Annotated in this window: 28 protein-coding genes and 1 pseudogene; 10 read left to right on the top strand and 19 right to left on the bottom strand. The window is 70.3% G+C overall.

Annotation, left to right across the window (positions count from 1 at the left end; all coding sequences use genetic code 11):
* Positions 1-22: 22 nt before the first annotated feature.
* The 4 genes from BBK82_RS01105 to BBK82_RS01090 form a co-directional block, all read right to left on the bottom strand.
* The gene (locus BBK82_RS01105) at positions 23-2,131 is read right to left on the bottom strand and encodes a 3-hydroxyacyl-CoA dehydrogenase NAD-binding domain-containing protein (RefSeq protein ID WP_065913304.1); all 2,109 of its coding nucleotides are present in this window, start codon (positions 2,129-2,131) and stop codon (positions 23-25) included.
* Positions 2,128-3,345 carry a thiolase family protein gene (locus BBK82_RS01100; protein WP_065913303.1) on the bottom strand — a complete coding sequence of 406 codons (1,218 nt, stop codon included), beginning with the start codon at positions 3,343-3,345 and terminating at the stop codon, positions 2,128-2,130. Before BBK82_RS01100 ends, BBK82_RS01105 begins: the two co-directional genes overlap by 4 nt.
* A gap of 91 nt (positions 3,346-3,436) precedes the next feature.
* Positions 3,437-3,886, bottom strand: a complete 450-nt coding sequence (locus BBK82_RS01095; RefSeq protein WP_065913302.1) for an ABA4-like family protein — start codon at positions 3,884-3,886, stop codon at positions 3,437-3,439.
* Entirely contained in the window at positions 3,883-4,764 is an 882-nt protein-coding gene (locus tag BBK82_RS01090; protein WP_154696979.1) for a hypothetical protein, read from the bottom strand. The genes BBK82_RS01095 and BBK82_RS01090 overlap by 4 nt, the downstream gene beginning before the upstream one ends.
* Positions 4,765-4,825: 61 nt before the next feature.
* On the opposite strand from BBK82_RS01090, the gene BBK82_RS01085 reads away from it, so the two are divergent.
* Positions 4,826-5,464, top strand: a complete 639-nt coding sequence (locus tag BBK82_RS01085) for a MerR family transcriptional regulator (protein WP_065913300.1) — start codon at positions 4,826-4,828, stop codon at positions 5,462-5,464.
* A gap of 343 nt (positions 5,465-5,807) precedes the next feature.
* A complete protein-coding gene (locus tag BBK82_RS01080) occupies positions 5,808-6,296 on the top strand; it encodes an HIT family protein (RefSeq protein ID WP_065913299.1) in 489 nt (162 codons plus the stop codon).
* A 70-nt stretch (positions 6,297-6,366) separates the two neighbouring features.
* Here BBK82_RS01080 and BBK82_RS01075 read toward each other — a convergent pair whose 3' ends face one another.
* Both BBK82_RS01075 and BBK82_RS01070 read right to left on the bottom strand, forming a co-directional pair.
* Positions 6,367-6,849 (bottom strand): GNAT family N-acetyltransferase, encoded by a 483-nt coding sequence (locus tag BBK82_RS01075; RefSeq protein ID WP_065913298.1) that lies wholly within the window; start codon positions 6,847-6,849, stop codon positions 6,367-6,369.
* Positions 6,850-6,904: 55 nt separating this feature from the next.
* On the bottom strand, positions 6,905-7,501 hold the full coding sequence (locus BBK82_RS01070) for a TetR/AcrR family transcriptional regulator (protein WP_065913297.1): 597 nt from the start codon (positions 7,499-7,501) through the stop codon (positions 6,905-6,907).
* A 69-nt stretch (positions 7,502-7,570) separates the two neighbouring features.
* Here BBK82_RS01070 and BBK82_RS01065 point away from each other — a divergent pair, with 69 nt between their 5' ends.
* Positions 7,571-8,215: an O-methyltransferase gene (locus BBK82_RS01065; RefSeq protein ID WP_065913296.1), complete on the top strand. Its 645-nt coding sequence runs from the start codon at positions 7,571-7,573 to the stop codon at positions 8,213-8,215.
* On the opposite strand, the gene BBK82_RS01060 is transcribed toward BBK82_RS01065, so the two are convergent.
* On the bottom strand, positions 8,199-8,480 hold the full coding sequence (locus BBK82_RS01060; protein ID WP_065913295.1) for a hypothetical protein: 282 nt from the start codon (positions 8,478-8,480) through the stop codon (positions 8,199-8,201). The genes BBK82_RS01065 and BBK82_RS01060 overlap by 17 nt on opposite strands.
* A gap of 6 nt (positions 8,481-8,486) precedes the next feature.
* On the opposite strand from BBK82_RS01060, the gene BBK82_RS52615 reads away from it, so the two are divergent.
* The gene (locus tag BBK82_RS52615; protein ID WP_218920565.1) at positions 8,487-9,116 is read left to right on the top strand and encodes a DJ-1/PfpI family protein; all 630 of its coding nucleotides are present in this window, start codon (positions 8,487-8,489) and stop codon (positions 9,114-9,116) included.
* 87 nt (positions 9,117-9,203) lie between these two features.
* Complete coding sequence (locus BBK82_RS52610; RefSeq protein WP_218920564.1) at positions 9,204-9,398, top strand: helix-turn-helix domain-containing protein; 195 nt, start codon at positions 9,204-9,206, stop codon at positions 9,396-9,398.
* On the opposite strand, the gene BBK82_RS01050 is transcribed toward BBK82_RS52610, so the two are convergent.
* Together BBK82_RS01050 and BBK82_RS01045 are read right to left on the bottom strand one after the other, a co-directional pair.
* Positions 9,364-10,623 (bottom strand): HRDC domain-containing protein, encoded by a 1,260-nt coding sequence (locus BBK82_RS01050; RefSeq protein ID WP_065913294.1) that lies wholly within the window; start codon positions 10,621-10,623, stop codon positions 9,364-9,366. The two genes, BBK82_RS52610 and BBK82_RS01050, sit on opposite strands and share 35 nt — an antisense overlap.
* Before the next feature lie 70 nt (positions 10,624-10,693).
* The gene (locus BBK82_RS01045) at positions 10,694-11,410 is read right to left on the bottom strand and encodes a response regulator (RefSeq protein ID WP_015099292.1); all 717 of its coding nucleotides are present in this window, start codon (positions 11,408-11,410) and stop codon (positions 10,694-10,696) included.
* A gap of 255 nt (positions 11,411-11,665) precedes the next feature.
* Here BBK82_RS01045 and BBK82_RS01040 point away from each other — a divergent pair, with 255 nt between their 5' ends.
* On the top strand, positions 11,666-12,811 hold the full coding sequence (locus tag BBK82_RS01040; protein ID WP_065913293.1) for a dipeptidase: 1,146 nt from the start codon (positions 11,666-11,668) through the stop codon (positions 12,809-12,811).
* A 234-nt stretch (positions 12,812-13,045) separates the two neighbouring features.
* Here BBK82_RS01040 and BBK82_RS01035 read toward each other — a convergent pair whose 3' ends face one another.
* Positions 13,046-13,591, bottom strand: a complete 546-nt coding sequence (locus tag BBK82_RS01035) for a DUF3000 domain-containing protein (protein ID WP_065913292.1) — start codon at positions 13,589-13,591, stop codon at positions 13,046-13,048.
* A gap of 72 nt (positions 13,592-13,663) precedes the next feature.
* On the opposite strand from BBK82_RS01035, the gene hemE reads away from it, so the two are divergent.
* The 3 genes and pseudogenes from hemE (at position 13,664) to hemQ (ending at position 16,840) form a co-directional block, all read left to right on the top strand.
* Complete coding sequence (gene hemE, locus BBK82_RS01030) at positions 13,664-14,698, top strand: uroporphyrinogen decarboxylase (RefSeq protein WP_065913291.1); 1,035 nt, start codon at positions 13,664-13,666, stop codon at positions 14,696-14,698.
* Positions 14,698-16,124, top strand: a pseudogene (hemG, locus tag BBK82_RS01025) (protoporphyrinogen oxidase). The gene hemE and the pseudogene hemG overlap by 1 nt, the downstream one beginning before the upstream one ends.
* 23 nt (positions 16,125-16,147) lie before the next feature.
* Positions 16,148-16,840, top strand: coding sequence for a hydrogen peroxide-dependent heme synthase (gene hemQ / locus BBK82_RS01020; protein WP_065913290.1), 693 nt, complete (start codon positions 16,148-16,150; stop codon positions 16,838-16,840).
* Here the strand turns inward: hemQ and BBK82_RS01015 are convergent.
* The 9 genes from BBK82_RS01015 to BBK82_RS00975 form a co-directional block, all read right to left on the bottom strand.
* On the bottom strand, positions 16,827-19,904 hold the full coding sequence (locus BBK82_RS01015; RefSeq protein WP_065913289.1) for a S8 family serine peptidase: 3,078 nt from the start codon (positions 19,902-19,904) through the stop codon (positions 16,827-16,829). The genes hemQ and BBK82_RS01015 overlap by 14 nt on opposite strands.
* 178 nt (positions 19,905-20,082) lie before the next feature.
* Complete coding sequence (locus BBK82_RS01010) at positions 20,083-20,454, bottom strand: SCO6045 C-terminal-like domain-containing protein (RefSeq protein ID WP_237047988.1); 372 nt, start codon at positions 20,452-20,454, stop codon at positions 20,083-20,085.
* Entirely contained in the window at positions 20,447-21,265 is an 819-nt protein-coding gene (locus BBK82_RS01005; protein ID WP_154696978.1) for an MbnB/TglH/ChrH family RiPP precursor modification enzyme, read from the bottom strand. Before BBK82_RS01005 ends, BBK82_RS01010 begins: the two co-directional genes overlap by 8 nt.
* Positions 21,265-22,062, bottom strand: a complete 798-nt coding sequence (locus BBK82_RS01000) for a TIGR04222 domain-containing membrane protein (RefSeq protein WP_071812506.1) — start codon at positions 22,060-22,062, stop codon at positions 21,265-21,267. Before BBK82_RS01000 ends, BBK82_RS01005 begins: the two co-directional genes overlap by 1 nt.
* A gap of 12 nt (positions 22,063-22,074) precedes the next feature.
* Positions 22,075-22,839 (bottom strand): TIGR04222 domain-containing membrane protein, encoded by a 765-nt coding sequence (locus BBK82_RS00995; protein ID WP_237047987.1) that lies wholly within the window; start codon positions 22,837-22,839, stop codon positions 22,075-22,077.
* A 90-nt stretch (positions 22,840-22,929) separates the two neighbouring features.
* Complete coding sequence (locus tag BBK82_RS00990; protein WP_154696977.1) at positions 22,930-23,799, bottom strand: TIGR04222 domain-containing membrane protein; 870 nt, start codon at positions 23,797-23,799, stop codon at positions 22,930-22,932.
* 266 nt (positions 23,800-24,065) lie between these two features.
* Positions 24,066-24,488 carry a peptide-methionine (R)-S-oxide reductase MsrB gene (gene msrB, locus BBK82_RS00985; protein ID WP_065913285.1) on the bottom strand — a complete coding sequence of 141 codons (423 nt, stop codon included), beginning with the start codon at positions 24,486-24,488 and terminating at the stop codon, positions 24,066-24,068.
* 85 nt (positions 24,489-24,573) lie between these two features.
* Positions 24,574-24,864, bottom strand: coding sequence for a hypothetical protein (locus BBK82_RS00980; RefSeq protein WP_065913284.1), 291 nt, complete (start codon positions 24,862-24,864; stop codon positions 24,574-24,576).
* A 64-nt stretch (positions 24,865-24,928) separates the two neighbouring features.
* A complete protein-coding gene (locus tag BBK82_RS00975; RefSeq protein WP_065913283.1) occupies positions 24,929-25,882 on the bottom strand; it encodes an asparaginase in 954 nt (317 codons plus the stop codon).
* Positions 25,883-25,987: 105 nt separating this feature from the next.
* Between BBK82_RS00975 and BBK82_RS00970 the strand changes: the two genes are divergently transcribed.
* Positions 25,988-26,635, top strand: coding sequence for a GntR family transcriptional regulator (locus BBK82_RS00970; protein WP_065913282.1), 648 nt, complete (start codon positions 25,988-25,990; stop codon positions 26,633-26,635).

The following is a 26,635-nucleotide window of genomic DNA, read 5'->3' as shown; positions in this document are numbered from 1 at the left end:
GCCGGGCATCACCGAAGCGCGACTAGGCGGGGACCGAAGCCACGCCCGGCGCCAGGAACCGCTTGCCGGTCACCTTCTCCGAGATGCCCGTGCGGTCCAGGTACGGCGTGATGCCGCCCAGCCAGAACGGCCACCCGGCGCCCAGGAGCATGCACAGGTCGATGTCCTGCGCCTCCGCGACCACGCCCTCGTCGAGCATGATCCGGATTTCCTCGGCCAACGCCTCCAGCGCGCGGTTCTTCACCTCGTCACCGGTCAGCGGGGTGTCGCCGAACTCCCAGAGCGCCTGGACCTCGGGGTCCACGGTCTGGTTGCCGGAGGAGTCCCACTGCCAGACGGCGCCCTTGCCCGCGGCCACGAACTTCTTCATGTTCTCCGACACCGAGAACCGGTCGGGGAACGCACCGTGCATCGTCTCCGACACGTGCAGCGCGACGGCGGAACCGACCAGCTGCAGCAGGATCATCGGCGACATCGGCAGGCCCAGCGGCTCGGTGGCCTTGTCGGCGACCTCGAACGACGTGCCCTCGTCGACCGACTTGATGACCTCGCCCATGAAGCGGGTCAGCAGGCGGTTCACGACGAACGCGGGCGCGTCCTTCACCAGCACGGACGACTTCTTCAGCTGCTTGCCCACCGCGAACGCCGTGGCCAGCGTGGCGTCGTCGGTCTGCTCGGCGCGCACGATCTCCAGCAGCGGCATGACCGCGACCGGGTTGAAGAAGTGGAAGCCCACGACCCGCTCGGGGTGCTTGAGCTTCGACGCCATGTCCGTGATCGACAGCGACGAGGTGTTCGTGGCGAGGATGGCCTCGGGGGAGACGTGCTCCTCGACCTCGGCGAACACCTGCTGCTTCACGGCGAGGTCCTCGAACACGGCCTCGATCACGAAGTCGGCGTCGGCGAACGCGGCCTTGTCCAGCGAGCCGGACACCAGCGCCTTGAGCCGGTTGGCCTCGTCCGGCGAGATGCGGGACTTGCCGGCCAGCTTGTCGATCTCGGCGTGGACGTAGCCGACGCCCTTGTCCACGCGCGCCTGGTCGATGTCGGTCAGCACGACCGGCACGTGCAGGCGGCGGATGAACAGCAGCGCCATCTGCGAGGCCATCAGGCCCGCGCCGACGACACCGACCTTGGTGACCTTGCGCGCCAGCGACTTGTCGGGAGCACCCGCCGGTCGCTTCGCGCGCTTCTGCACCAGGTTGAACGAGTACAGGCCCGCGCGCAGCTCGTCGCTCATGACGAGGTCCGCGAGGCCCTCGGTCTCGGCGGTGTAGCCGGACTCCAGGTCGTTCGAGCGCGCCAGCTCCAGCAGCTCCAGCGCCTTCTCCGCACCGGGAGCCGCGCCCTTGGTCTTGCCGTGCACGATCGCCTTGGCCCGCGCGACGGCGGCGTCCCACGCCTCGCCGCGGTCGATCTCCTTGCGCGGCACCGTGATCTCGCCACGCACGACACCGGACAGCCACAGCAGCGACTGCTCCAGGTAGTCGGCGGAGTCGAACAGCACGTCCGCGATGCCCAGCTTCAGCGCGTCGGCCGGCTTGAGCATCTTGTTCTGGTTCAACGCGTTCTCGAAGATCACCGTCACGGCGTCGTTGGCGCCGATCAGGTTCGGCAGCAGCTGCGTGCCGCCCCAGCCCGGGAACAGGCCCAGGAACACCTCGGGCAGCGCGATCGCGGCCGCGTTCGACGCGAGCGTGCGGTAGTGGCACGACAGCGCGAGCTCGAGGCCACCGCCCATGACCGCGCCGTTGACGAAGGCGAAGGTCGGGATGTCCGAGTCGGTGAACTTCTTGAAGACGTCGTGGCCCAGCTTGCCGATCGTCACGCCCTGCGAGCGGTCGGTCGCCTGCTCGACGGCCGTCAGGTCCGCGCCCACGGCGAAGATGAACGGCTTGCCGGTCACCGCGATGGCGGCCGGTCCGGCGGCGTGGGCCTCGTCGAACGCGGCACCCAGCGACACCAGCGACTGCGGGCCGAACGTCGACGGGCGGGTGTGGTCCAGGCCGTTGTCGATCGTGATGAACGCGACCGGCTTGTCGAGGCCGGGGACGTTGATCAGACGCGTCTTGGCGTGGGTGACGACCTCATCGGGGAAGATCGCCTTTGCTTCCTCAGCGGTGATGGTCACTTCTCGCCACTCCAGTTCGGGTTTTCCCAGATAACGGTCCCGCCCATGCCGATGCCGATGCACATGGTGGTGAGGCCGTAGCGCACGTCAGGACGCTCGGCGAACTGACGCGACAGCTGCGTCATCAGGCGCACGCCGGACGAGGCCAGCGGGTGGCCGGTCGCGATCGCGCCGCCCCACTGGTTCACGCGCGGGTCGTCCTCGGCGATCTTGAAGTGGTCGAGGAACGCCAGCACCTGCACGGCGAACGCCTCGTTGATCTCGAACAGGCCGATGTCCTCGATGGACAGACCGGCCCGTTCGAGGGCCTTTTCGGTGGCGGGGACGGGACCGACGCCCATCACCGACGGGTCGACACCCAGGAACGAGTAGCCCACCATCCGCATGCCGATCGGCAGGCCGAGCTCACGCGCGGTCTCCTCCTCGGCGAGGATGCAGCCGGTCGCGCCGTCGTTCAGGCCGGCCGCGTTGCCCGCGGTGACCCGGCCGTGCGGGCGGAACGGCGTCTTGAGCTTGCCCAGGTCCTCGACCGTGGTGCCGGGACGCGGCGGCTCGTCGGCCGTCGCGAGACCCCAGCCGTGCTCGGCGGACCGGGTCGCGACCGGCACCAGCTCCGGGCCGATCTTGCCCGCGGCGAGCGCGGCGGCGTACTTGGCCTGCGACGCGGCGGCGTAGGCGTCCGCCCGGTCCTTGGTGATCTCGGGGAACCGGTCGTGCAGGTTCTCCGCGGTCTGACCCATGACCAGCGCGCTCGGGTCGACGATCTTGTCCGACAGGAAGCGCGGGTTGGGGTCGACGCCCTCGCCCATCGGGTGGCGGCCCATGTGCTCGACACCGCCGGCGATCACGACGTCGTACGCGCCGAACGCGATGCCGCTCGCCGCCGTGGTGACGGCGGTCATCGCGCCCGCGCACATGCGGTCGATGGCGTAGCCGGGCACCGACTTCGGCAGGCCCGCGAGCAGCGCCGCGGTCCGGCCGATCGTCAGGCCCTGGTCACCGGTCTGCGTGGTCGCGGCGATGGCGACCTCGTCGACGCGCTCCGGCGGCAGCTCGGGGTGCCTGCGCAGCAGCTCACGGATGACCTTCACGATGAGGTCGTCGGCACGGGTCTCGGCGAAAATCCCCTTGGGGCCGGCCTTGCCGAACGGCGTGCGGACGCCTTCGACGAAGACCACGTTCCGAACGCGTGCCGGCGCTGCTGGTGCGGCCACGGCGTCTCCTCCACTTGTGGTGACAACTCTGTCCACTCCGGCAGGGGAGCGCGACATCCCTACCGGTCGGTAACGCCAACTCTAGCCCAAGTTACTGACCGGTAACCACAGTGGCGCCCCTGTTCGTTGTGTCACACAGCTTGCGGATGATCAGGAACAGCGGCAACGCGACGGGGGCCAGCAGGATCGTGATCACCAGAACGGGTGCCATCACCAGCGGGTGGACGTTCAGCCGACGCCCCTCCAGGTAGATCCAGCGCCCGACGAACAGGTCCCACGCGAGCATGTGCGCCCACACCAGCGCCGTGCCGGGTTCCGTGGCCAGGTACTCCGCCAGCGGCCCGATCTCCGGCTGGGTGACCAGCGGCAGCACGGTGAAGAACTCCGGGATCAGCAACACGATGTAGATCAGGGCCGGCGGCAGGACGATCAGGTACGACTCGGCGATCCTCCGCGTCCAGCTCCACTTGGGAACGAAGATCATGAGCGCCCAGAACGGCGCGGCGACCAGGAACGTCAGGTCGAACAGGGTGGCGGTCATGCGGGAACGAGCTCCTTCTTGGATTCACGCGCCCACACCACGCCGAGTGCGGTCGCGACGACGATGCCGGCCAGTGCGAGCAGGGTCGTGCTGTCGGGCTGGACCAACGACTGACCGCGCAACGCCTGCCAGGTCACGAGCAGGAAGATCCCCAGGAACGACCCGCTGAGCACCCATGCGAGCTTCGCGTTGGCGCGGCGGCCGAGGAGTGCGATCAGGACCGGCAGCACCTGCAGCGCGTGCATGCCGACGAAGTGGCCGACCCGCAGGTCGCCGTGCTCGGTGCTCCACCCGGTGAGCGCCATGTAGGCGCCGCCGTCGGGCGCGCCGACCGTGTGTGAGCCGAGAGTGTCGCCGTCCAGCGCCTGGCCGGGCTTCGGGCTGGTCATCAGGAAGCCGACGCCCAGGCCGAGGAACGAGATCACGAGGCTGAGCCGGATCGACCACTTGAGCGCCTGGTTCTCGATCTCGGTGCGCCACAACAGGATCGCGACGATCGCATGGGTGACCCACAGCACCACGATCGTCGAGCCCATGATCGAGAACAGCGCGATGTCGAGCGGCGTCTCGTAGTTGAAGTGGCTGCGCCTGCCGCGGATCACCTGGCCCACGATGACGACCATCTCCGCCGCCCCGGCCGCCGCCAGCACAGTGCCCGCCCACCAGCCGACCCGTTGGAACCTCTTCAGGTACGTCAGCAGCCATGCCAGCGTGAACGCGTAGGCGGCCAGCGACACGGCGAACTTGAACGGCTTCAGCCAGATCGGCGAGTTGACCACCATGCGGTCGTCGACCAGCAGCCCGATCAGCGCGATCGGGACCAGGGCCACCATCGACCAGCCGAAGAGCACTAACGGCCGGTGCCACGTGCGAAGCATCTCTACATACCCCCTAAATGGATAGCGGCACTCTCTACTATCCGGAAGCTACACTATCCATATGCGTGTTGGCGAGCTGTCGAAGCGAAGTGGCGTCCCGGTGCCGACGATCAAGTACTACCTGCGTGAGGGACTGCTGCCCGCCGGCGTGCTGACCAGCCCGAACCAGGCCCACTACGACGACGAGCACCTCCGCCGGCTGCGGCTGGTGCGCGCTCTGGTCGACGTCGGCGGCCTCTCGATCGCGTCGGTGCGGGAAGTCCTCACCGCCATCGACACCCGCGACGAGTCGCTGCACAGCAAGCTCGGCGCCGTCCAGGAGGCCATCAGCCAGCCGAGCGCGGTCGAGCTCGACCCGCTCGCGATCGAGGACGTCCAAGGCTTCTTCCGGCGGCAGGGTGAGACCGAGTGCGCCGACGTCACCGAGAGCAATGTGACCCACATGCTCGCCGCGGCCCTGACCGTGGCCCGCTCGGTCGGCCACGACCACTTCCGCGACCTGCTCGACCCCTACCTGGAGGGGCTGAAGATCATCGCGCAGGCCGACCTCGAGTACATCGCGGGACGCGGCTCGCGGGACGACGTCATCGAGGCGATGGTCGTCGGCACCCTGATCGGCGACACCGTCATCAAGGCGGTACGACGACTCGCGCACGCCCAGGTGTCGCGCAAAGTGATCGGCGACGGCTCCGACAGCTGAGCTTCGCCTGGCTCAGCTCGTCCGGTTGAGCTCGCCGGCCGACGAGCTCGTCGTCGCGGTAGCTCGCTGAGCTCGTCACAACTGATATATCGGCTCATGCGCGGCTCGCCTCCCTTCGTGCCGACCGTATGAGCTCCCGGCTGACCTGCCGCTTGCAAAATACGTTTGCGGACGACCGCAAAAGAATCGTTGCAAAGGTGTCCGAGGCAGGCTGAAAGAGTGGAGATGTCTGGTCGACGGAGGCCTCTCCAGGGGGACGGACTGCTCCTCAGCGCGCATATGTCCGTCAGGAGGCCCCGATATTTCGCAACGGCAACTGTCAAGGACCGAGTACAGCTGGATCATGACCACCCGCGTCCCCTGGAACGCCGACAGCTACCTCGCGCTCGCCCGCCGGGCGTGCTTCATCTGCGAGCTCCTCGCCGGCAACCCGGACTACCCACACCACGTCGCCCACCGCGACGAGGTCGCCGTCGTGTTCGCGAGCCGGTTCCCCTCGGTGCTCGGGCACTTCCTGGTGGCGCCGGTCGACCACCGGGAGCACGCCATCGGCGACTTCACCCCCAACGAGTACGCGGCGATCCACCGCGTCGTGCACCGCGCGGGGACCGCGTTGAGCGAGCTGCTGCCGGTCGAGCGGCTCTACGTGCTGTCGCTCGGCAGCCAGCTGGCGAACCGGCACGTCCACTGGCACCTGGCGCCGCTGCCGCCCGGTGTGCCCTACGAGGAGCAGCAGACGGCCGTGTTCGACCCGGCTCGCGGCGTGCTGGACGTGCCCGACGACGAGCTCGCCGAGCTCACCCGTCGCCTCGGCGAACGCATGGCCAACTGATATATCGGCGATTAGCATCCGTCTGACCTGCTGCTTAGCAACGAGTCTTTGGACGACGACCGCAAACGAGTCATTGCAAAGGGCGCTGCCAGCGGACCTCGCCGTCGTGGAGCTCGCCGGTGGCGGTGAGGCCGGCGGACGCGGCCACGGCGGCGGAGGCGTGGTGGTCGGGGTGGACGTGGGCGACGACGGTGTGCACCGGTTGCGTGGCGAGCCAGGCGACGAGGGCCCGTGCCGCCTCACCCGCGATGCCCCGGCCCTGCCACGGGGTGCCGACGACCCAGGCGATCTCGGCGGTGCGGTCGGCGATCGTGGCCTGGACCGTGCCGACGAGGGAGCCCTCGGCGCGCAGGGCGATGACCCAGTTGAGCCAGCGCTCGGCCGGGTCCGGGAAGCCGGCGGCCAGGCGTTCGTAGCGGGCGTGCAGCTCGTCCGGGGTGAGCGCGGCGCCGCCGATGAACGTGTGGAGTACCGGGTCGGACAGGACCTCGGCCATCTCCGCGGCGTGCTCGACGCGCAGCGGGAGCAGGTCCAGCCGGTCGGTGCTGATCATCGTGAGCTGGTCCCCAGGAGTGGTGGTATCCGATATATCAGTTCTGGCGGCAGTGTCAGTGCTGGTGGCGGTGCAGGAAGGCGGCGACGAGGTCGTCGGTGAACGTGCGCGGCACCGGTGAGCCGGTGACCAGGACGCGGTAGTAGATCGGCCCGACGAGCTGGTCGAGGGCGACGTCGACGTCGAGGTCGGCGGGCAGCTCGCCGCGCTCGACGGCGCGAAGCAGGGGAGCGCGGTCGCGGTCGCGCTGGCCGCTGAGGTGGTCGTCGCGCAACCTGGCCGCGAGCTGCGGGTCGTGCTGGGCCTGGCCCGCGAGCGCGCGGAACACCGCGCCGGGGTCGGACCCGGTGAGGAACTCGGCGAGCCGCGCCAGGTGGGTGCGCAGCTCGGTGCCGAGGTCGCCGTGGTCCTCCGGCGTGAGGTGCTCGGCCATGTCCTCGGTGAACGCCTCCAGCAGCACGTCGACCTTCGACGGCCACCAGCGGTAGATCGTCTGCTTCGCGACACCGGCCCGCGCGGCGATGCCCTCGATCGTCACCCCGGCGAACCCGCGTTCGGCGAGCAGGTCGTCGGCCGCCTCCAGCACCGCCTGCCGTGCTTCCTCGCTGCGCCCGTGCCGGTTTCCCCGGTGCGGAGCGGTGCTGCCGCCCATCGGCCACCTCCGAGGCCGTACCTTAACCAGAGCTAGTCAAGACGCAACGTTGCGTCTACTCTAGCCGGCATGACCAACACACTGCGGGATCCCAGGGTTCGTTCGACGATCGACCGGCTCTTCGCCGCCGCCTCCCACGACGACACCTGCGAGGTGCCGTCGTGGGAGGCGCTGCGTTCGGCCGGGACCCAGGACCGGGCCGACGCGCTGGCCGGTTGCTACATGCCGATCTCCGCGCGCGGCGGAGAGCTCCTCTACGCCCTGGTGCGGTCGAGCCGCCCGGACACCGTCGTCGAGTTCGGCACGTCGTTCGGCATCTCGACGCTCCACCTCGCCGCGGCCGTCGCCGACAACGGCAGGGGTCACGTCTACGGGACCGAGATGTCCCTGGCGAAGGTCGAGCACGCGCGGCGCAACCTCGACGAGGCCGGGCTCGGCGGCGTCGTGACGGTCCTGCCCGGTGACGCCCGGCGCACGCTCGCCGGCCTCCGGGGCCCGATCGGGCTCGTCCTGCTCGACGGCTGGAAGGAGCTCTGCCTGCCCGTGCTGCGCGACCTCGAGCCCCGGCTCGCACCCGGTGCGATCGTCGTCGCCGACGACATCGACCAGGCGTCGATGGCCGACTACCTCGCCTACGTGCGCGACCCCGCGAACGGGTACGTCAGCGTCGCCTTCCCGGTCGAGGACGGCATGGAGATCAGCTGCCGGGCGTGACCCGACCGGCGGCGCCGGGCAGCATCGCGACGAGGACGTCGTCGAGCAGGGTCGCGGCCAGGCCGAACGCCGACTCGATGCGGGAGGCGTCGACGACGAACGGGCGGTGGGACATGTGGCCGGTTTCCCAGAGCTCGTCCCACAGCGGGCCGGTGTTCCCGAGCAGGGTCAGCTCCCGGTCGGTCATCTCCGCGAGCTGTGGTTCGGGTGCGCCCGCGAGCTCGTCCAGCCGGGTCGCCACCTCCCGCACCGACGCGACCGCCACCGGCGCGTGCCACGCCTGGCCGAGGGCGCGGTCGTCGCGGGCGACGGCGACCAGGGCGCGGCGGCGTTGATGATCGTGGTGGTACCCATCGCGAGCTCGGTCGGTGCGGTGGCGTCGGTCGCGTCGAGCGCGATGCGGGTGACGCGCGGGTGGTCGGGGCTGCCGCCGATGCGGCTGAGAATCCCACTGTGGTTTGCGCGTGATCTTCGCGGCACCGGTCGGCTTGCCACGTTCCCAGAGGTTCTGGCCATGCACCGCATCGTCTTCGTCGTGGTCGCGCCGGTGTTCTCGTTCGACCTCGCCATCGTGCGGATGGTCCTCGACGCCGCGAACGGGTACGAGATCGTCGTGTGCACGGCCGAGCCGGGACGGGTCGAGGCGGTCGGCGGCCCGGATGTCGTCGTCGACCACGATCTGACCGCCGTTCAGGGCGCCGACACGTGCGTCGTCATCGGCGGTGGTGGTCGCCCCACCGAGCCGGGGGTGCTCGACGCCGTCCGGGCGGTGGCGGAGGCCGGGGCGCGGATGGCCGCGATCTGCACCGGCACGTTCGTGCTCGCCAGGCGAGCGTCGTCGACGGCCCCGTGGTCACGTCGGCAGGCGCCGCCGCCTGCATCAAGCTGTGCCTGCACCTAGTGCGCACCGACCTCGGCGCTGCCGCCGCGGCCGTGGTGCAACAGCTCACCGTCGCCACCGCGCCCCCCGCTGGCGACCCTGCGGTGGGTGCTGCACCGGCGGGTCGACCGCGCACGTCAGCTGCTGGAGACGAGCGCGTTGCCGGTGGACCTGGTCGCCCACCACAGCGGACTGGGCAGCGCCGACTCGTTGCGGCAGCACCTGCTGCGCCGCACCGGGCTCACCCCGACCGCCTACCGGAGGTCGTTCAGGACGACGCCGGAGGGGGAGCTGTCGCGGTGAGCGCCTTCGCCAGTGCCTCCGCGGTCAGGTCGATCTGCCACGACCGCGCTCCGCCCTCGCGCAGCACGGCGGCCACGGACTCGGGGGACAGGTCGGCGGGCGGCTGCCAGCAGGTGCGGCGCACCAGGTCGGGCAGCAGCAGGTTCTCGACCGGGAGGGTGTTGGCCTCGGCGATGGCCGCCAGCGCCGTGCGGGTGGCGCCCAGGCGGGCGGCGGCGTCCGGGTCCTTGTCCGCCCAGCGGTTGGGCGGGGGAGGACCGTCGTGCTGGGCCGCGGGTTCGGGGAGCTCCGACTTCGACAGCGCCGAGGCGCGTCGCAGAGCGTTCATCCAGGTGCCGGACATCCGGCGCTGGGCACGGCCGCGGAACACCGGCAGCGCGAGCAGCTCGGCTTCCGTTGCGGGGTTGCGTGCGGCGGCTTCCATGAGGGCGGAGTCCGGGAGGACCCGGCCAGGAGCGATGTCGCGTTCACGGGCCACGGCGTCGCGGGCTTCCCACAACGCGCGGACCGACGCGAGCTGGCGCTGGTTGCGCACGCGGTGGATACCCGACGTGCGCCGCCAGGGGTCGGTACGGGGGCGCGGCAAAGGCGCCGTCCGTACCGCTTCGAACTCCTCGAGCGCCCAGGCGAGCTTGCCCTGGCGCTCCAGCTCGGCCTCGAGAACGTCGCGCAGCTGCACGAGCAGCTCCACGTCCAGAGCGGCGTACGTCAGCCAGTCGGCAGGAAGGGGGCGGCGCGACCAGTCGGCCGCGCCGTGCCCCTTCTCCAGCCGATAGCCGAGCAGTCGCTCGACCAGCGTGCCCAATGCCACGCGTTCGAACCCAGCCAGCCTGCCCGCCAGCTCGGTGTCGAACAGCACGCCGGGTCGGAGCCCGAGCTCGGCGAGGCACGGCAGGTCCTGAGACGCTGCGTGCAACACCCACTCAGTGCCCTCCAACGCCTCCACCAGGGGGTCGAGCCGTCCGCCGAGGGCGATCGGGTCGACCAACCAGGTGCCGGCGCCTTCCCGGCGCAGTTGCACCAGATAGGCACGCTGTGAGTAGCGGTAGCCCGAGGCTCGCTCGGTGTCCACCGCGACCGGGCCCTTCGCCCCGGCGAGCGCGTCAGCGGCTCGCCGGAGCGCAGAAGGATCGGCGACCACCGGCGGAACCCCATCAGCAGGCTCCGTCAGCGGTACCGGACCGGGTCCGGCTGGTGCGGTTGGCTCGTCGGCGGGTACATCCACAGCGGAAGACCCTACGACGATCGCACCACTCACAGGTGTTCTCGGCCGGTTCAGTGCTTCAAACCGGTATCTAACGGATCACACCGGCACGCATGGCCAGCGCGACCATCTGAGCGCGATCCCCGGTGCCCAGCTTCCGGCCGATCCGCGACAGGTGAGACTTCACCGTCAACGCGGACAAGCTCAGAGCCTCGCCGATTTCCTTGTTGCTCTGGCCATCGGCGACCAGCTGGAGCACCTCGACCTCACGTGCGGAAAGTTCCCGCGGCGTGTTGTCGGTGCCCGGCACCCTAGTACCCGCTGCGAGTACTGGTGCCACGCTCGGATCTGCGTAAACGCCGCCATCGAGAACCCTGCGCACCCCGTCGGTGACCACCATCGGAGAGGCGGACTTCAGGAGGTACGCCTGGGCGCCCGCCTGGAAGGCCGACCTGACCGCGTAGGGGTCGTCGGAGGATGCGAGGACCACGATGCGGGGCCAGCCCTGGGCACGGAGTTCCGTGACCAGGTCGATGCCGGTGCCATCCGGCAAGCCCAGATCGAGGATCGCGAGGTCGCACGGTCCGGTTGCAAGTGCCCGCGCCCGAGCCTCTGCCACCGATGCGGCCTCATGCACTGTCCCGGCCCCCATCTGGGTGAGCCGAGCTGATATCGCCTCCCTCAGCAGTGGGTGGTCGTCGACCACCAGCACTGAAAAAAGCTCCTCCCGCGGGTGCGGGACCATGTTCGCCGGCAACGAGCCGGCTGGCGTGGTACGAACGGCCTGACCTAAGCCGACGGCAGCCACGTCACTACCTCCCTGGAGTCGGTCGTGCCCCCCGACCGGCACCGGAGACTTTCGCCCAATCAGCCGCGCCACTGATCGACCGAAAGTGGTGTCGTCTGGGGCAGCGTAGCCGCCCATGCGGGTCTACGGGACGATCAATCGGGTATCTATCCCTATTGAGTTGTGACAGATGGCCCCATGTGTCACACGATTGGATGACAACTAGATAGGGGGCGTAACGCGAGGCCCTCTCGGAACGACATCTAGGAGTTGGTTGTGCAGAGCAGTTCCGGTGTCGAGCGGGCGCGGGCGTTGCTGCAGCGTGTGCCCCTCGTCGACGGCCACAACGACCTGCCGTGGGCACTGCGCGAGTTCGGTGAGGGAACCGGCGAGGACGTCTACACGACCGCCGCGAAGGTCGATCTGACCGAACGCCATCCGGACCTGCACACGGACATCGTGAAAATGCGCGAGGGCGGCCTCGGCATGCAGTTCTGGTCCGTCTGGATTCCCGGCAGGCTCGCCGGCGACGGAGCCGTGACCGCCGTCCTGGAGCAGGTCGAGCTGGTCTACGAGCTGGCACAGCGGTACTCCGAGCACCTCGGGATCGCGACCACCGCGGCCGAGGCCGAAAAAGTTTTCGCCTCCGGGCGTGTCGCGTCCCTCCTGGGGGCCGAGGGCGGCCATTCCATCAACTCTTCACTCGGCGTTCTGCGGGCGCTGCGCCGGTTGGGCGTGCGGTACATGACGCTCACCCACAACGACAACACCCCGTGGGCCGACAGCGCCACTGACCAGCCAGAACACGGCGGACTGACCGAGTTCGGCCGCGAGGTCGTGCGCGAGATGAACCGCATCGGCATGCTCGTCGACCTCAGCCACGTCGCGCCCGCCACGATGCACGCGGCACTCGACACGAGCGTCAAGCCGGTCATCTTCAGCCACTCGTCCTGCCGGCACATCGCGGACCACCCGCGCAACATCCCGGACGACGTCCTGGTGAAGCTGAAGGCCAACGGTGGTGTGGCCATGATCACATTCGTCCCGGACTTCGTTTCGCCCCGTGTCGCTGAATGGGACGCAGCCCTTCGTGACGCCATGACGGCCGCCGGTGCGAGCCACGCGGACATGGCGGAGCGCAAGACGTTCAGCGAGCAGTGGGTCGAGGAGCACCCGAAGCCGGACGCCGCGCTCGACGACGTCGTCACGCATCTGGAGCACGCCCGCGAGGTCGTCGGCGTCGACCACATCGGGCTCGGCGGCGACTACGACGGCGTGAAGGCGCTGCCGCAGGGGCTCGAGGACGTCTCGACCTACCCGAACCTGATCGGCGCGCTGCTCGACAAGGGCTGGTCCGAGGACGACGTCACCAAGCTCGCCGGCGGGAACATCCTCCGCGTGCTGCACGACGCCGACAGCTGACCGCTCCGACACGCCCGAGTTACCTGCGGTTTTGCATCTGGTCGTTTGCGGACGACCGCAAACGACCAGATGCAAAGGTGGATGGGTGTGGCGAGCTGAGGTGCGCTGAGTTGGCTGAACAGCGAGTTCGGCAAGGCGGCCGCGCTGGCTTTGCAACGGCTCGTTGTGCGGCGAGCGCACAGCTCGTTGCAAAGGCAGGGCAGTGACGAACTGATATATCGGTTGCGGGTGGGGTCAGGAGCGCTGGCCGAACATGGTGACGCCCACCGGAGGCAGACCCACGGCGGTGGCCATCAGCTCGTAGAACGCGGTGCCGTGCTCGGCGAGCTCACCGTCGAGGGCTGTCCACGACGCGCGCAGCTCCAGGTCGTCGGTGCGGGCCGGGCCGGCGATGTCGCCGAAGCGGGCCGAGGAGGTCTGCGTCACGGTGCCGCCGAGCGCGGTGAACCGGGCTGCCGACTGTTCCAGGGCCTCGGTCAGCCACGACCAGCCGACCTCGGGCAGCAGCGGGTCGGAGGCGAGCTCGTGGTCGAGCTCCACGCGGACGTAGGCCACGACGCGCAGGACGCCGCCCCACGCCTCGTCGCCGTCCGGGTCGTGCAGCAGGACGAGCCGTCCTGTCGACAGTTCGTCGGACGGGCCGGTGACCTCCGCTGTCAACGCGTACGCCCACGGGGCGAGGCGCTGCGGCGGGCGAACCTCGGTGAGTTCGATCTCGGGCCTGTGGCGAACCGACTTGAGCGTCCCCACCGCCCGGCGGAAGATTTCCGGCTCGGTCACACAACTGACTGTATGCCTCGCAAACCGACCGAGTGACGGCGGCACGCCGAGACGTGGGACCATGAAAGCGATATGACTCCACAAGTTCCCCTCCTCGTGGCCGCAAGTGGCGGCACCCCGTCGCACACCCCTGTCTGGTTCATGCGGCAGGCGGGACGGTCGTTGCCCGAGTACCGGGCGCTGCGCCAGGGCACCGCGATGCTCGACGCCTGCATGGATCCCGAGATGGTCTGCGAGATCACCATGCAGCCGGTCCGGCGGCACGGCGTCGACGGCGCGATCCTGTTCTCCGACATCGTGGTGCCGCTCAAGGCCGCCGGTGTCGACCTCGACATCGTCGCCGGCACCGGGCCCGTGGTCGCGCACCCGGTCAGGACGCTCGACGACGTCGAGGCCCTCCCGCGGCTGCATGCCGAGCAGGTCCAGCCGGTCGCCGACGCGATCGGGCTGTTGCTCAAGGAGCTGCCGCAGGAGGTGGCGCTGATCGGGTTCGCCGGTGCGCCGTTCACGCTCGCCAGCTACCTCGTCGAGGGCGGGCCGAGCAAGAACCACGAGCGCACCAAGGCGCTCATGCACGGCAACCCCGAGCTGTGGCACGCGCTGCTGGCGAAGATCGCGGACGTGACGGCGGCGTTCCTGCACGCGCAGCTCGACGCGGGCGTGCAGGCGGTGCAGCTGTTCGACTCGTGGGCGGGCGCGCTGTCCGAACGCGACTACCGCGAGTTCGTGCTGCCGCACTCGAAGCGCGTTCTGGAGACGATCAGCGGCGTCCCGCGGATCCACTTCGGCGTCGGCACCGGCGAGCTGCTGCCCGCCATGCGCGAGGCCGGCGCGGACGTCGTCGGCGTCGACTGGCGCATCCCGCTCGACGTGGCCGTCCAGCGCCTCGAACAGGCGAACCCCGAGCTGCCGAAGCCGGTCGTGCAGGGCAACCTCGACCCGGCGCTGTTCTTCGCGGGCTTCGAGGCCGTCGAACGCGAGGTGCGCCGCATCCACGCCGAGGGCAAGGCCGCGCGGGGCCACATCTTCAACCTCGGCCACGGCGTGCTGCCCGACACCGATCCGGAGGTCATCACCCGGACCGTCGAACTGATCCACAGCTTGTAATGCACGGAAGACCGCCGCACGTCGCCGTCGTCGGAGGAGGCATCTCCGGCCTGGCCGCCGCGCACCGCCTGCGGATGCTGCTCGGCCCCGGCGCGAGGATCACCGTCATCGAGCAGTCGGACCGCCTCGGCGGCAAGCTGCGCACGGCCGAGCTGGCCGGGGTGCGGTTCGACGTGGGCGCCGAGGCGTTCCTGCACCGCAAGCCCGAGGCGCAGGAGCTGATCGACGAGGTCGGCCTCACCGGCCAGGTCGTGCACCCGACGGCGGCCAAGGCGAGCGTGCACGCGGCCGGGCGCACGCACCAGCTGCCGGCGCACACGTTCATGGGTGTGCCGGCGAGCGTGGAGACCGTGCGGCACATGCTGTCGTCCGAGGGCGCGTTGCGCGTCGAGATGGAACCGACGCTGCCGCCGGTCGAGCTGCACGGCGGTGACGTCGCCGTCGGCGCGCTGGTGAAGGACCGGTTCGGTCCCGAGGTCGCCGACCGCCTGGTCGGCCCGCTGCTCGGCGGGGTCTACGCGGGCCGCGCGGACGAGCTGGGTCTGCGCGCCACGATGCCGCAGATCGCGACCCTGCTGGACAAGGGCGTCGGCTCGGTGCTGGCCGCCGCCGCGATGATCATGCCCGCGCCGCCGCAGCCCGTGCCGCGCGGCCGCCGGTGTTCGCCTCGCTGCGCGACGGCGTCTCCACGCTCGTCGACCGGCTCGCCGAGGTCGCGAAGCCCGAGGTCCGGCTGGGGCTGCCGGTGCGCGTCCTGTCGTGGCAGGGTGACGGCTGGCGGCTGGAGATCGGCTCGGCCGCGACACCGCAGTACCTGGAGTGCGACGGTGTCGTGCTCGCCGTGCCCGCGCCGTCGGCCCGCAAGCTGCTCGCCGAGATCGCCCCGCAGGTCTCCGCCGCGTACGGCAAGGTCGAGGTCGCCTCGATGGCCGTGGTGGCGCTCGCGCTGCCGCCGGGCACCGAGCTGCCGGACCGCTCCGGCGTGCTGATCGCGGAGGGCGAGCGGTACTCCGACCGCATCACCCCGTTCACCGCCAAGGCGTTCACGTTCTCCAGCCGCAAGTGGGGCCACCTCGGCGAACCGGTGATCCTGCGCGGCTCGGTCGGGCGGCACGGCGAGACGGCGCTGCTGCAGCGCAGCGACGCCGACCTGGTGAAGGCCGTGCGCAACGACCTGTACGAGCTCACCGGCGTCAACGCCGCGCCCATCGACTCGGTCGTGCAGCGCTGGGGCGGCGGGCTGCCGCAGTACGGCGTCGGCCACGTCGACCTGGTGGACGCGATCGAACGCGGCATCGGCGACGTGCCGGGCCTGGCCGTCGCGGGCGCCACCCTGCACGGCGTGGGCGTCCCCGCCTGCATCGCCACCGCCGACTCGGCCGCCGCCCGTGTCGCAGCACACCTGCTGGGCCGCGTTCGCCGTTGAGGAGCCCGTGCCAAGATGGACCTATGGCGCGCCTGAACTACAACGAGCTCAACGACACCATCCGCTACACGATGTGGTCGGTGTTCCGGGTCGAACCCGGCAAGCTGCCCGAGGACCGCAGCGCCGCCGCGAGCGAGACCCAGAACTACCTGGACGCGTTGGAGGGCAAGGGCGTCGTCGTGCGCGGCGTCTACGACGTGGCCGGTCTGCGCGCCGACGCGGACTACATGATCTGGTGGCACGCCGAGGAGATCGAGCAGGTGCAGGCCGCCTACACCGGCTTCCGCCGCACCCCGCTCGGCAAGGTCTCCACGCCGGTCTGGTCACAGGTCGCCCTGCACCGCCCGGCGGAGTTCAACCGCAGCCACATCCCCGCGTTCCTCGCGGGCGAGGAGGCGCGCAAGTACATCTGCGTCTACCCGTTCGTGCGCTCCTACGAGTGGTACCTGCTGCCGGAGGAGGACCGCCGCAAGATGCTGGCGGACCACGGCAAGGAGGCCCGCGACTTCCCGGACGTGCGCGCCAACACCGTCGCGTCGTTCGCGCTCGGCGACTACGAGTGGCTGCTCGCGTTCGAGGCCGACGAGCTGCACCGCATCGTCGACCTCATGCGCCACCTGCGCGGCACCGAGGCGCGGCTGCACGTGCGTGAGGAGATCCCCTTCTACACGGGCACCCGCGTCCCGGCGGCCGAGCTGGTGACTAACCTGCCGTGACCCGGTAGGCCCGGATCACCGTGAGCTCGACGGTCCCGCCCTTGGCGTCGAGCGCCGTCGCCCTCAACGAGGCGAACTTCGCGTCAGCCGTGTGGTAGACCAGCGCGCTGTTGCCGACGACACCCGCACGACGCCACGACTTGCCGTCGTCGAACGAGTACTCGACGCCGGTGACGCGCACCTTGCCCGTGTCGCCCTGCGACTGCGTGAGCAGTCCGATGCGCTGCAACGTGCCCGCGGGTACCGAGCCGTTCGCGTCGAGCTTCGGCGCGAACCGCACGACCGAGAGCGGCACCGGCGTGGGCCGGTCGCCGGTGGCCTTCGACTTGAAGGTCCACTTGCCCGACACCTGCGTGCTGAGGTCGAACTGCGTGGCGCGGTCGAGGCTCACCTCGGCGCGGTAGCTCGCCTCACCGAGGGGCAGGCCCGCGAACGAGCCACCGGTCTGCGGCAGCTCACCGACGAGCGTGCCGTCGCGGTACAGGGCCGTGCGCGCCTTGTCCACAGTGGACGCACCGCTGCCGTGGTTGCCGTCGGCCAGCATCGGCACGCCGATGAACAGCTGGTCCCGGTACCGCTCGGCGAACGGGTACGGCGACTCCGGCAGCCCCGGGGAGAACACCGGGACGACCTCGCGCTCCGGGAAGGTGCGGCCCGGCGCGTACGTGCGCAGGTTCGACGTGATGCGTTCCTGGGCGCCGTTGGCGTGCTGGAGGCTCACCATCGACTGCCAGCGCAGGTCCTCGGTGGTCACGAAGTCGACCGCCTTGGCGCCCGCCGGCACCTCGTAGAGCGCCGTACCGCCGCCGATGCCGTGCACCGACAACGGCAGCTCGCCCTTGGCCACCAGGCTGTCCGGCTTGACGCCGAAGGACGTCTCCACGCGGGCGAGGTCCTTCTTCTCCGGCGCGCGGGTCAGGCCGTTGGGCAGGCTGCCACCGACCGGGTAGGCGAGGCGGTAGTAGGTGTTCGCCTCGGCGGCGGAGTTGGCGTGCAGCACCGTGAGCGACGCGAGCTCACGCGGGGACAGCGGACCGCCGACCTGCGCGGCCGAGATGCGGTCGAAGCCGCCGAACGAGATCAGCCCCGCCCCGATCCTGCGCTCACCGAACGTGCGCTGCCAGGCCAGCTCGCCGACGGCGAACGTGCCGGTGGGTTCCGGTGCCCGCACGTCGATCTTCTGGGCCAGCCGCGCGTCCTGCTTGACCGTCAGGTCGCCGGTCAGCTTCACCGTCGGCTGCAGCAGCAGGTCCAGGCCCTCCGGCGTGCTGATCGACGAGTCGAGCATGTAGGTGCCCCTGGGCAGCCGCAGCTTCTGGTCGCCGGCACCGATGACCGCCTTGAACGCTGTGACGTCCAAGCCGTCGACGAACGTCAGCGAGCTCGCCGGGTCCGCACCCGAGCGGTCGGTCAGGTCGATCGTGAGGGTGTAGGACTCGACCTCGCGGTCGACGCCGACAAGCGTGCGGACGGTGTGCGTGCCGGAGGTGGCCACGACCTCGCCGCTGTACAGGCCGTCCTTGCCGCCGACGCGGGTGTCGGCGGTGACCTGCAACGACGCCGTGCCCTTGGCGGGAACGGTGACCCGCGAGGCGCTCAGCGTGAACATCCCGGCCGGCGCCGAGGTGTCGATCCGGACGTCGAGGGTGATGGGCGCGTCGGTCGGGTTGGTGTAGGTGACCGGCTTCGTCTCCGGCTTGTCGTCGGCGTGCGGCCACTCGTGCCGGCCGAGGTTCAGCGCCACGACGTCGGCGGTCAGCACCTGGTCGACCGCCTTGGCCACGTCGATGCGACCCGCGCCCTGGTCGAACGCGCTCACGCCCGCGGTGGGCTTGGCCGTGGTCGCCAGTGCCGACTTCACCTGCGCCGGCGTCCACTCCGGGTGCTGCTGGCGCAACAACGCCGCCGCGCCCGCCACGTGCGGCGCGGCCATCGAGGTCCCGTCGGCCGCGACGTGCTCGCCGTTCGTGCCCGCCGCCGCGGCGACGATGCCGACGCCGGGTGCGGTCACCTCGGGCTTGAGCCCGCTGTCCCCGACGCGAGGACCCCTGCTGGAGAACGGTGCGAGCTTGTCGGCGCGGTCGACCGCACCCACCGAGAGCGCGGCCTCGGCCGTGCTGGGGGAGCCGACCGTGCCGGGGCTGCCCGAGTTGCCCGCGGAGATCACGAACAGCGTGCCGTACTGCGCGGTCAGGTCGTTGACGGCCTGTTCCAGCGGGTCCACCTCGGGGGTGTCACCGCCGCCGAGGCTCATGTTGATCACCTGGGCGCCCTGCTCCGCCGCCCAGCGCATGCCGTCGAGGATCCACGACTCCTGGCAGCCGAACTCGATGCACACCTTCGCGTCGAGCAGCTGCACACCCGGTGCCACGCCGCCGAACTTCGCGTCATGGCTCGCGACCGTCGAACCGACGTGGGTGCCGTGGCCGACGTTGTCGGTGTTGTCGGGGTCGGTGGTGAAGTTGCGCTCCGCGACCTGCTGGCCCTTGAGGTCGGGGTGGTTCTCGTCGACACCGGTGTCGACGATCGCGACCTTGATCCCCTTGCCGGTGATGCCGCGCTGGTGGGCCGCGGGCGCGCCGATCTGCGCCACGCTGCGGTCCAGGGCCGGCTTGCGCAGGCCGTCGAGCCAGATCTTGTCGCCGGTCTGCCGGAGCGCGCTCCAGTCGCCCGCCGTCCGCGCGCCGGCTCTGGCGTGACCGTTCACCAGCAACGGCATCCGGTCGCGATAACCGAACTCCAGCAACGTCGTGACGTCGAAGAGCCTGCGGTCGAGCCGGTCCGCCGCCAACGGCTCGAACGCGTCCTTCGGGACCACCGTCACATGCCCGTCGGCACCGCGATGGGTCTTGAAGGTCATCTGCTGCCTGCCCTCACCGGGCTGGACGGCGACGACCTGCTGTCCTGGCCCCAGCAGGACCTTGTCGCCGGTGACGAGCGTGACCTCGTCGACTGCCTTGATGGGCTGGCCTGGCACCGGCGCCGCTGACGCCCCCGTGGCCGGTACCGCGGTCAAGGCGAGCGCCGCGAAGGCGGCGCCCAGCACTTTCGATTTGCCGCGCATTCGAATCCCCTCGTGGTTTCGAAATGCTGCGCGCTGTGGTTCGCGCAGGCCGGAAGGCCCTTCCGCGACAATGCGAAGGCAATGCGAAAATGGACCCCCGGCCCTTTTGAAGCTATCGATGGTGGCCGGGGTCACACAGGGCTGAACGGGCGATTCTCGGCGCGCTTTCGTTCGCCCGTCAGTTCGACTGCCAGAACTTCCAGCGAGCCTTGCGTTTCACCTGCAGTTCGCCGGCGGCGCGCAACCAATCGGCGAACGCGGCGGCGTCCTCGCGGGCCCGCGAGGACGCCCTGCGCGGGTTGGCCAGCGCGTATGCGTCGAAGAGCTGCCGGAACCGGTCGCCCAGCTCGTTCGCGACCTCCGGTCCGAGCATCCGGACGATGCCGCGGCGTTTCGCGAGCAACGCGCGGCGTTCGACTTCCACGCGTTGTTCGTCGAATCCCGCAGGCGCCGGCCCACCGGCGAGCAATGCGTTTAGCAGTTCCGCCTGCCGGGCAGCAAGCCTTTCGCGTGCGCTCGAATGATCGATGTGATCGGGTTTCTCAGCCACGGTGTTTGTCCACCACCGCGCGGATGGCGGCCAGTTCGGCCGAAATTTCGGCATCCGACGGGTAGTTGTCGTCGCGTTCGAGCAGAACACCGGGTGGTGCGACGCGCGAGCACAGCTCGTCGAGCACGTCGAGGACCTCGGGCAGCACCGCGTGGGCGTGCGTGTCGTGGTAGATGTCGCCGTGCTGCTCGCCGCCGGCGACGTGCACGTACGCGAGGCGCTCCAGCGGGATCTCGTCGAGGAACCGCTGCGGGTCCGTGCCGATGTTGCGGGCGTTGGCGTAGAGGTTCGCGACGTCGACCAGCAGCCAGCAGTCGGTGCGCTCGACCAGCTCGGCGAGGAACTGGCCCTCGGTCAGCTCGCCGTCGGGCCACTCCAGCAGCGCGGCGACGTTCTCCAGCGCCAGCGGCACGGGTAGGTGCTCCTGGGCGCGCTTGACGTTCGCGACGAGCACGTCGAGCGCGTCCCTGGTCCGCGGCACCGGCATCAGGTGGCCGGAGTCGAGCCCGCCCGCGCGCACGAAGCACACGTGGTCGCTCACCATGGGCGCTCCGACGGCCTCGGCGACGGACGCGAGGTGGTCGACGCGCTTGAGGTCCACCTCCTCGGCGCCGCCCAGCGACAACGACACGGCGTGGGGGAGGACCGGGATCCCGCGCTCCAGCAGGATCGTCACGGACTCCGGCAGGTGTCCGGTGTGGATGTTCTCGGCGACGATCTCGACGAAGTCCACGCCGGGCAGCCGTTCCACGGTCAGGTCGATCTCCGAGCGCCAGCCGATGCCGACGCCCAGGTCCTTGATGCCCGCCATCAGTCGCCTCCTCCGCCACCACCGCAGCCGCCACCCGATGAACAGCTGCTGCCACTGCTCGACGAACAGCTGCTCCCGCCGCTGCTCGACGCACAGCTGTTGCTACCACATCCGCTGCCGCAGCTACCGCAGCCCGCCGCCGCCCCGTGGCCGCCACCGTCCGAAGAGGACTGCCGGCGGTTGGGCTTGCGCGGGAGCATCTTCACCACCTTCTGGGGCAGGCCGAACAGGTCGGCGACCGGACGGCCGTCCAGCCTGCCGCAGAACCCGTGCAGCGCGACCGCGTGCACCCGGTCGTGCGCGGTCGTCTGGAGCAGGACCTGCAGGCCGGCCTTGGTGAGCGGGCCACGGCCGCGCGTCCAGAAGAACAGCAGCACCGCGACCGGCACACCGACGAGGAACACCGGCCAGTACACGACGCCGAGCAGCACCAGCACCACCGCGATCACGGGGTAGGCCCACCAGGACTCGCCGCGGCGGCGGGGCAGCTGCATCAGCTTCCGCAGGTGCAGCTGCCGGTGCAGCCACTGCACCTCGGAGCTGTACGCGGCCGACTGCACGACCAGCTCGAACCGCACGGCGGTGCGCAGCTGGGCGAGGATCTGGCGTTCGACCGACGTGGCCGCGCCCTGCCCGTCCTGGTGCACGGCCGAGACGAGCCCTTCCCGGGACACCCGCACCAGGCCGGCGTCGATCAGCCGGGCCAAGGCGGTCTCCGCGGCCCTGCCGGGTCCCGCGGTCAGGTACCCGATCTCCTCCACGGACAGCCGGGTGTTCTGCCAAGTCGTTGTGGTCATCCCAATTCCCCCTCAGCTGCTGGAACCGCAGCTGCTCGAACTGCTGCAGCTGCTGCTGGAACTGCTGGAGCAACTGCTGCCGGAGCTGCTCGACCCCCCGCAGCCGCTGCTGGAACTGCTGCAGCTGCTCGACGAACAGCTGCTGGACGACGTGCCGCAGTGGTAGACGTAGCCGGCGTCGGCCGTGTAGTACCAGCCGCCGTTGTTCGATGTGGACCGCCTGCGCCCGCCCGGCGTGAGCCCGCGCAACGCCACCGTGTGCGGCCGACTGGGAACGTTGTGCCGGGCGTACTTCAGCACGGTCCGGCCGGCCGGCGTCAGCAGGCCCTTCCTGCGCACCAGGACGGCGAGCAGCAACGTCAGCGCGGCGAACACCCAGACGATGTGCTCGGCGAAACCGACGCCGAACAGCACGACGGTGAGCAGGATGAACAGCACCTGGAACCCGGTGGAGCCGCTGGCCTTCCGGCGCTGCAACCCGCGGTCGGTCAGGCTCTGCCGCAGTGAGGCCATCTCGGGGCTGCGCGCGGTCCACCACACCACCGAGGCGACCGGCTGACCGGCGCCCTGCACGCCGGCCAGCACCTTGGCTTCGAGCCGAGTCGTTGCGCCGTAGCCGTTCTGGTGGACGGCGGTCACGAGGCCCTCGCGGGACACCCGTACGAGACCGCCGTCCATCAGCCGCGACAGGGCGGCCTGCGCCGCCCTGTCCGGTCCCCCTGCCAGGAACCCGATCTCCTCCGCGGACCAGTCGGTGCGGGTCGAAGCCATGGCCATCAGCACTCCTCGTTCGCCGGTGCCCGTGCTACTTCGACGTGAGATCCGTTCCACGGTTCCTGTTGTTACCCAACCGAACCGCGGAGCGGCTCAGCTGCCACCCCCGCCGCAGCCGCCGCCCCCGCCGCAGCTGCTCCCGCTCGAACACGAAGAGGAGCTCGTCGAACACGCGCTGCCACCGGTGTAGCCGCTGGACGTCCCCGCCGGTGCGGCGAGCAGCGAGCTGCGCACCGCCAGGTCCGGGTAGACGGTGAGGCCGCCGAGGGCGACCAGCCCGGCCGCGCCCACGAGGGCGGGGTCCTCCGAGCCGGTCGCCCTTCCCCCTGCGGTGCGGGCGGCGTCCAGCACACGATCCCCCGTGGTCGTGCGCAGGTTCTTGCCGCGCCGCAGCACGAAGAAGATCAGAACGGCGGTGATGACGAGCTGCACGCTCAGCCAGCCGATGTTCGCGTCGATGGCGATGCCGTTGACCCAGCGCACCACCCCGACTGCGAGCAGTAGCCACAGGAGCGCGGATCCGTTGCGACGAGCGCGTTTCACGGCCTCCTCGCTGAGGACGAGGCCCAGCTCCTGCAGGCGCAGGCCGATCGCCCTGACGGCGATGTCCTTGGCGACCGCGGGGATCATCAGGCTGACCGTGCGGTTGCTGTAGCGCTGGCTGTCGGTGAGCACGGCGCGGTCCACGTGGTTGCGCGACTGCGGCGAGTTGGTGGCCGACACGGCACCACGGCGTGAAATCCTGAGCTCACCGGCGGTGAGCAGGCGCGCGACGGCCGTCTCGACCACGCGCCGCGGACCGCCCGCGAGGTAGGCGATCTCGTCCACGTCGAGCGTGCGCACGGGCTGGCTCCCGCCGGCCCGTGCGCGCACCCGGATCACGATCGCGGCCAGCACCGCGAGTGCCAGGCCGATCCAGTACAGCTGAAGGAACTCCGGTCCGGACAATCCCCAAGGTTCCACGAGAACCACCCCCTGACTGCCCCCAAGACCATGCTTGGTTGGAGTCCATGGTGTGGTCCGTGCCACAACCTCACAAGGCTTGTTGACGAAGCCTTAGGGTTGCCCGCTTTCTGTTGAGGTTCCCCGCTCCGCGGCGGGCTCGTGGCTCAGCTGGAGGAGCCGCCGTCGACTCCGCTGGAGCCTTCACCGTCGGTACCGAAACTGGCGAAGATCATTGCGCCTCCCAGGTTCTGCCCGGCACTCCCGGCCGGGCTGCACCCAGTCTCCTATTCGGACGGAACGAGTTTCAAGGAGACGGAGTTGATGCAGTAGCGCTGGTCGGTGGGAGTGGGGTAGCCCTCACCTTCGAAAACATGCCCCAGGTGGCTGTGACATGTGGCGCAGAGCACCTCCACGCGCTTCATGCCGAGCGTCCGGTCCTCGCGCAGGATGACCGCCTCGCCCGCCAGCGGCGAGAAGAACGACGGCCAGCCGCAGTGCGAGTCGAACTTGGTGTCGCTGCGGAAGAGCTCGGCGCCGCACGCACGGCACTCGTAGACGCCCTCGGTCTTGGTCTCGACGTACTCGCCGGTCCAGGGGCGTTCGGTGCCTGCCTGCCGCAGCACCGCGAACTCGGCGGGGTTGAGCTGGGTACGCCATTCCTCTTCGGAACGCACGACTTTGGGGGTGGTGCCGACAACAGGTTCCATGACCCTTTATAACGCCGCCACGGCCGCTGGGCTTCCCGGCGGCCGTGGCGGCGGGGGCGGTCGTAAGACCCCGTTGACGACTGCTTCAGAAGATGATGGTGACGATGTCGCTCAGCGCGAACCAGATCGTCAGCACGACACCCAGCAGGATCAGGCCCACGACGAGCACGGCCACGAGGCGCCGGTGACCAGTTGTGCGGTTCGCGGAGTCGGCGAAGTCCTGCACCCCGTCGAGGTAGCCCTCCACCGTGTAGCCGGAGCGTTCGCGCTTCATCCGGTCGAGGTGCTCGGCGAACGCCTTCGTCTCCGGGTCGTGCGGGTCGAGCCCGATCAGCTCCTCCTGGAACTGTTCGCGCTCGTCCTTCGGATCGCCCATGACTGCGAGTTTAGTGGCTGCGGCCCGGCATCAACGTGTACGACGTGTTGACGCGGGCACACGTTCAGCTGGCAACGGCGAGCGACGGCTTGACCGCGCCGACGGCCCGGCCGTGGCCCAGCACCGGCACGGTCGCGAGGCCGGCGACCCCGTCCACGTCGACGCCGAGCCGCTTGAGCACCGCGACGACGACGACGGCACGGGCGCGCGAGGAACCGTCCGCGATCTTCAGCGCGACGCCCTCGCCGGTGGGCAGGCCCACGGCGTAGACGCCCTCGGCGCCGTCCTTGGCGATGACGCCGGGCAGGGCGTCCATCAGCACGGTCACGTCCCGGCCGGTGCCGCCGACCCACTGCGGGTGGGCGTTCATGGCGGCGGCGACCCGGTGCTCCAGGGTGCCCTCGGGCGCGCTGGCGAGCCTGCCGAACGCCCTGGCGAGACCGGTCAGGCTGATCGCGAAGATCGGTGCGCCGCAACCGTCGACGCCCACCTGGGCGACCGGCTCACCGGCGACGTCCTCGATCGTGGCGCGGGTGGCGACCTGCAACGGGTGCGCCGGGTCGAGGTAGTCCTCGGTCGACCAGCCGTTGGCGACGCAGGTCGCGAGCATGGCCGCGTGCTTGCCGGAGCAGTTCATGTACTTCGGGGCGGCGCCGAGGCCGCGGGCGAGGTGCTGGGCGCGGGCAGCCTCGCCGATGGGCAGGTCGGGCGTGCACCGCAGGGCGTCCTCGGTCAGGCCGGCGCCGGCGAGGATGCGCAGCGCGCCCTCGACGTGGAAGTCCTCACCGGAGTGCGACGCGCAGGCCAGCGCGAGCAGCTCGCCGTCGAGGTCGAGGCCGTTGCGCAGCATCGCGAGCGCCTGCAGCGGCTTGTTGGACGAGCGGGGGAACGCGACGTCGTCGGGCCGGCCGACGGACAGCACCGGGGTGCCGGTGGCGTCGGTCGCGACGACGGTGCCGTGGTGCACCGACTCCAGGAAGTCGCCCCGCCAGACCTCCGCGACCACCTCGTGCCCCATGACGCCTCCCTCTGAACCGGGTTCTCGAACTGCCAACTGTCGACAGTCGACCACGCACATAATGTAGGGACGGACGGTCGGTGCCGTCCAGATCAGGAGACGAACGTGACACCTCCCCTGCACCTGAGCCTCGCCGGTCAGGCGGTCGACGTCCTGCGCGAGCAGGTGCTGACCGGGGTGATCCCGGCGGGCGCGCGGGTGAACGAGGTCGAGGTGGCGCAGCAGCTCGGCATCAGCCGCGGCCCGTTGCGCGAGGCGATCCGGCACCTGGCCTCGGAGGGCCTGCTCACGCTGGTGCCGCACCGGGGCGCGTTCGTGCCGGCCGCCGACGAGGACGAGGTGCGGGCGTTGTTCGAGCTGCGCACGGCCCTGGAGTGCGCGGCGGCAGAGCTCGCGGCGTCCCGGCGCACCGACGTCGACCTGGTGCGGCTGCAGGAGGTGTGTGCCGAGTCGCGGCGGAACTACCGGGCGGGGCAGCCGTTCCCGTACCGGCTGGACCTGGCGTTCCACCAGACGTTGCTCGACGCGGCGCGCAGCCCGCGGATCGCCGAGCAGGTGCGGCTGGTGCAGCAACGGGTGGTGCTGTTGCGCAGTGCGTTGGAGGACGACCCACCGCACCAGCACGCGTCGATGGACGACCACGACGAGCTTGTACGTGCGATCGCCGATGGGGACGCGGCGCGCGCGTCGGGCGTGATGCGACGCCATCTGTCGCGAGTGTGTGCGCAGATGCTGACGAGTCTCAACGCCTGA

It is taken from the genome of Lentzea guizhouensis (genome assembly GCF_001701025.1).
In the GTDB taxonomy this organism is placed as follows: domain Bacteria; phylum Actinomycetota; class Actinomycetes; order Mycobacteriales; family Pseudonocardiaceae; genus Lentzea; species Lentzea guizhouensis.
Note: the sequence above shows the minus strand (reverse complement) of the source record. Positions and strands in the feature narration are given on the sequence as shown.

Excerpts from the sequence above, each read along its gene's own strand:
- BBK82_RS01095 (WP_065913302.1), bottom strand. The coding sequence starts at position 3,886 with ATGACCGCCACCCTGTTCGACCTGACGTTCCTGGTCGCCGCGCCGTTC.
- BBK82_RS01090 (WP_154696979.1), bottom strand. The coding sequence starts at position 4,764 with ATGCTTCGCACGTGGCACCGGCCGTTAGTGCTCTTCGGCTGGTCGATG.
- BBK82_RS01085 (WP_065913300.1), top strand. The coding sequence starts at position 4,826 with ATGCGTGTTGGCGAGCTGTCGAAGCGAAGTGGCGTCCCGGTGCCGACG.
- BBK82_RS01080 (WP_065913299.1), top strand. The coding sequence starts at position 5,808 with ATGACCACCCGCGTCCCCTGGAACGCCGACAGCTACCTCGCGCTCGCC.
- BBK82_RS01075 (WP_065913298.1), bottom strand. The coding sequence starts at position 6,849 with ATGATCAGCACCGACCGGCTGGACCTGCTCCCGCTGCGCGTCGAGCAC.
- BBK82_RS01070 (WP_065913297.1), bottom strand. The coding sequence starts at position 7,501 with ATGGGCGGCAGCACCGCTCCGCACCGGGGAAACCGGCACGGGCGCAGC.
- BBK82_RS01065 (WP_065913296.1), top strand. The coding sequence starts at position 7,571 with ATGACCAACACACTGCGGGATCCCAGGGTTCGTTCGACGATCGACCGG.
- hemE (WP_065913291.1), top strand. The coding sequence starts at position 13,664 with ATGACTCCACAAGTTCCCCTCCTCGTGGCCGCAAGTGGCGGCACCCCG.
- hemQ (WP_065913290.1), top strand. The coding sequence starts at position 16,148 with ATGGCGCGCCTGAACTACAACGAGCTCAACGACACCATCCGCTACACG.
- BBK82_RS01015 (WP_065913289.1), bottom strand. The coding sequence starts at position 19,904 with ATGCGCGGCAAATCGAAAGTGCTGGGCGCCGCCTTCGCGGCGCTCGCC.
- BBK82_RS01005 (WP_154696978.1), bottom strand. The coding sequence starts at position 21,265 with ATGGCGGGCATCAAGGACCTGGGCGTCGGCATCGGCTGGCGCTCGGAG.
- BBK82_RS01000 (WP_071812506.1), bottom strand. The coding sequence starts at position 22,062 with ATGACCACAACGACTTGGCAGAACACCCGGCTGTCCGTGGAGGAGATC.
- BBK82_RS00995 (WP_237047987.1), bottom strand. The coding sequence starts at position 22,839 with ATGGCCATGGCTTCGACCCGCACCGACTGGTCCGCGGAGGAGATCGGG.
- msrB (WP_065913285.1), bottom strand. The coding sequence starts at position 24,488 with ATGGAACCTGTTGTCGGCACCACCCCCAAAGTCGTGCGTTCCGAAGAG.
- BBK82_RS00980 (WP_065913284.1), bottom strand. The coding sequence starts at position 24,864 with ATGGGCGATCCGAAGGACGAGCGCGAACAGTTCCAGGAGGAGCTGATC.
- BBK82_RS00975 (WP_065913283.1), bottom strand. The coding sequence starts at position 25,882 with ATGGGGCACGAGGTGGTCGCGGAGGTCTGGCGGGGCGACTTCCTGGAG.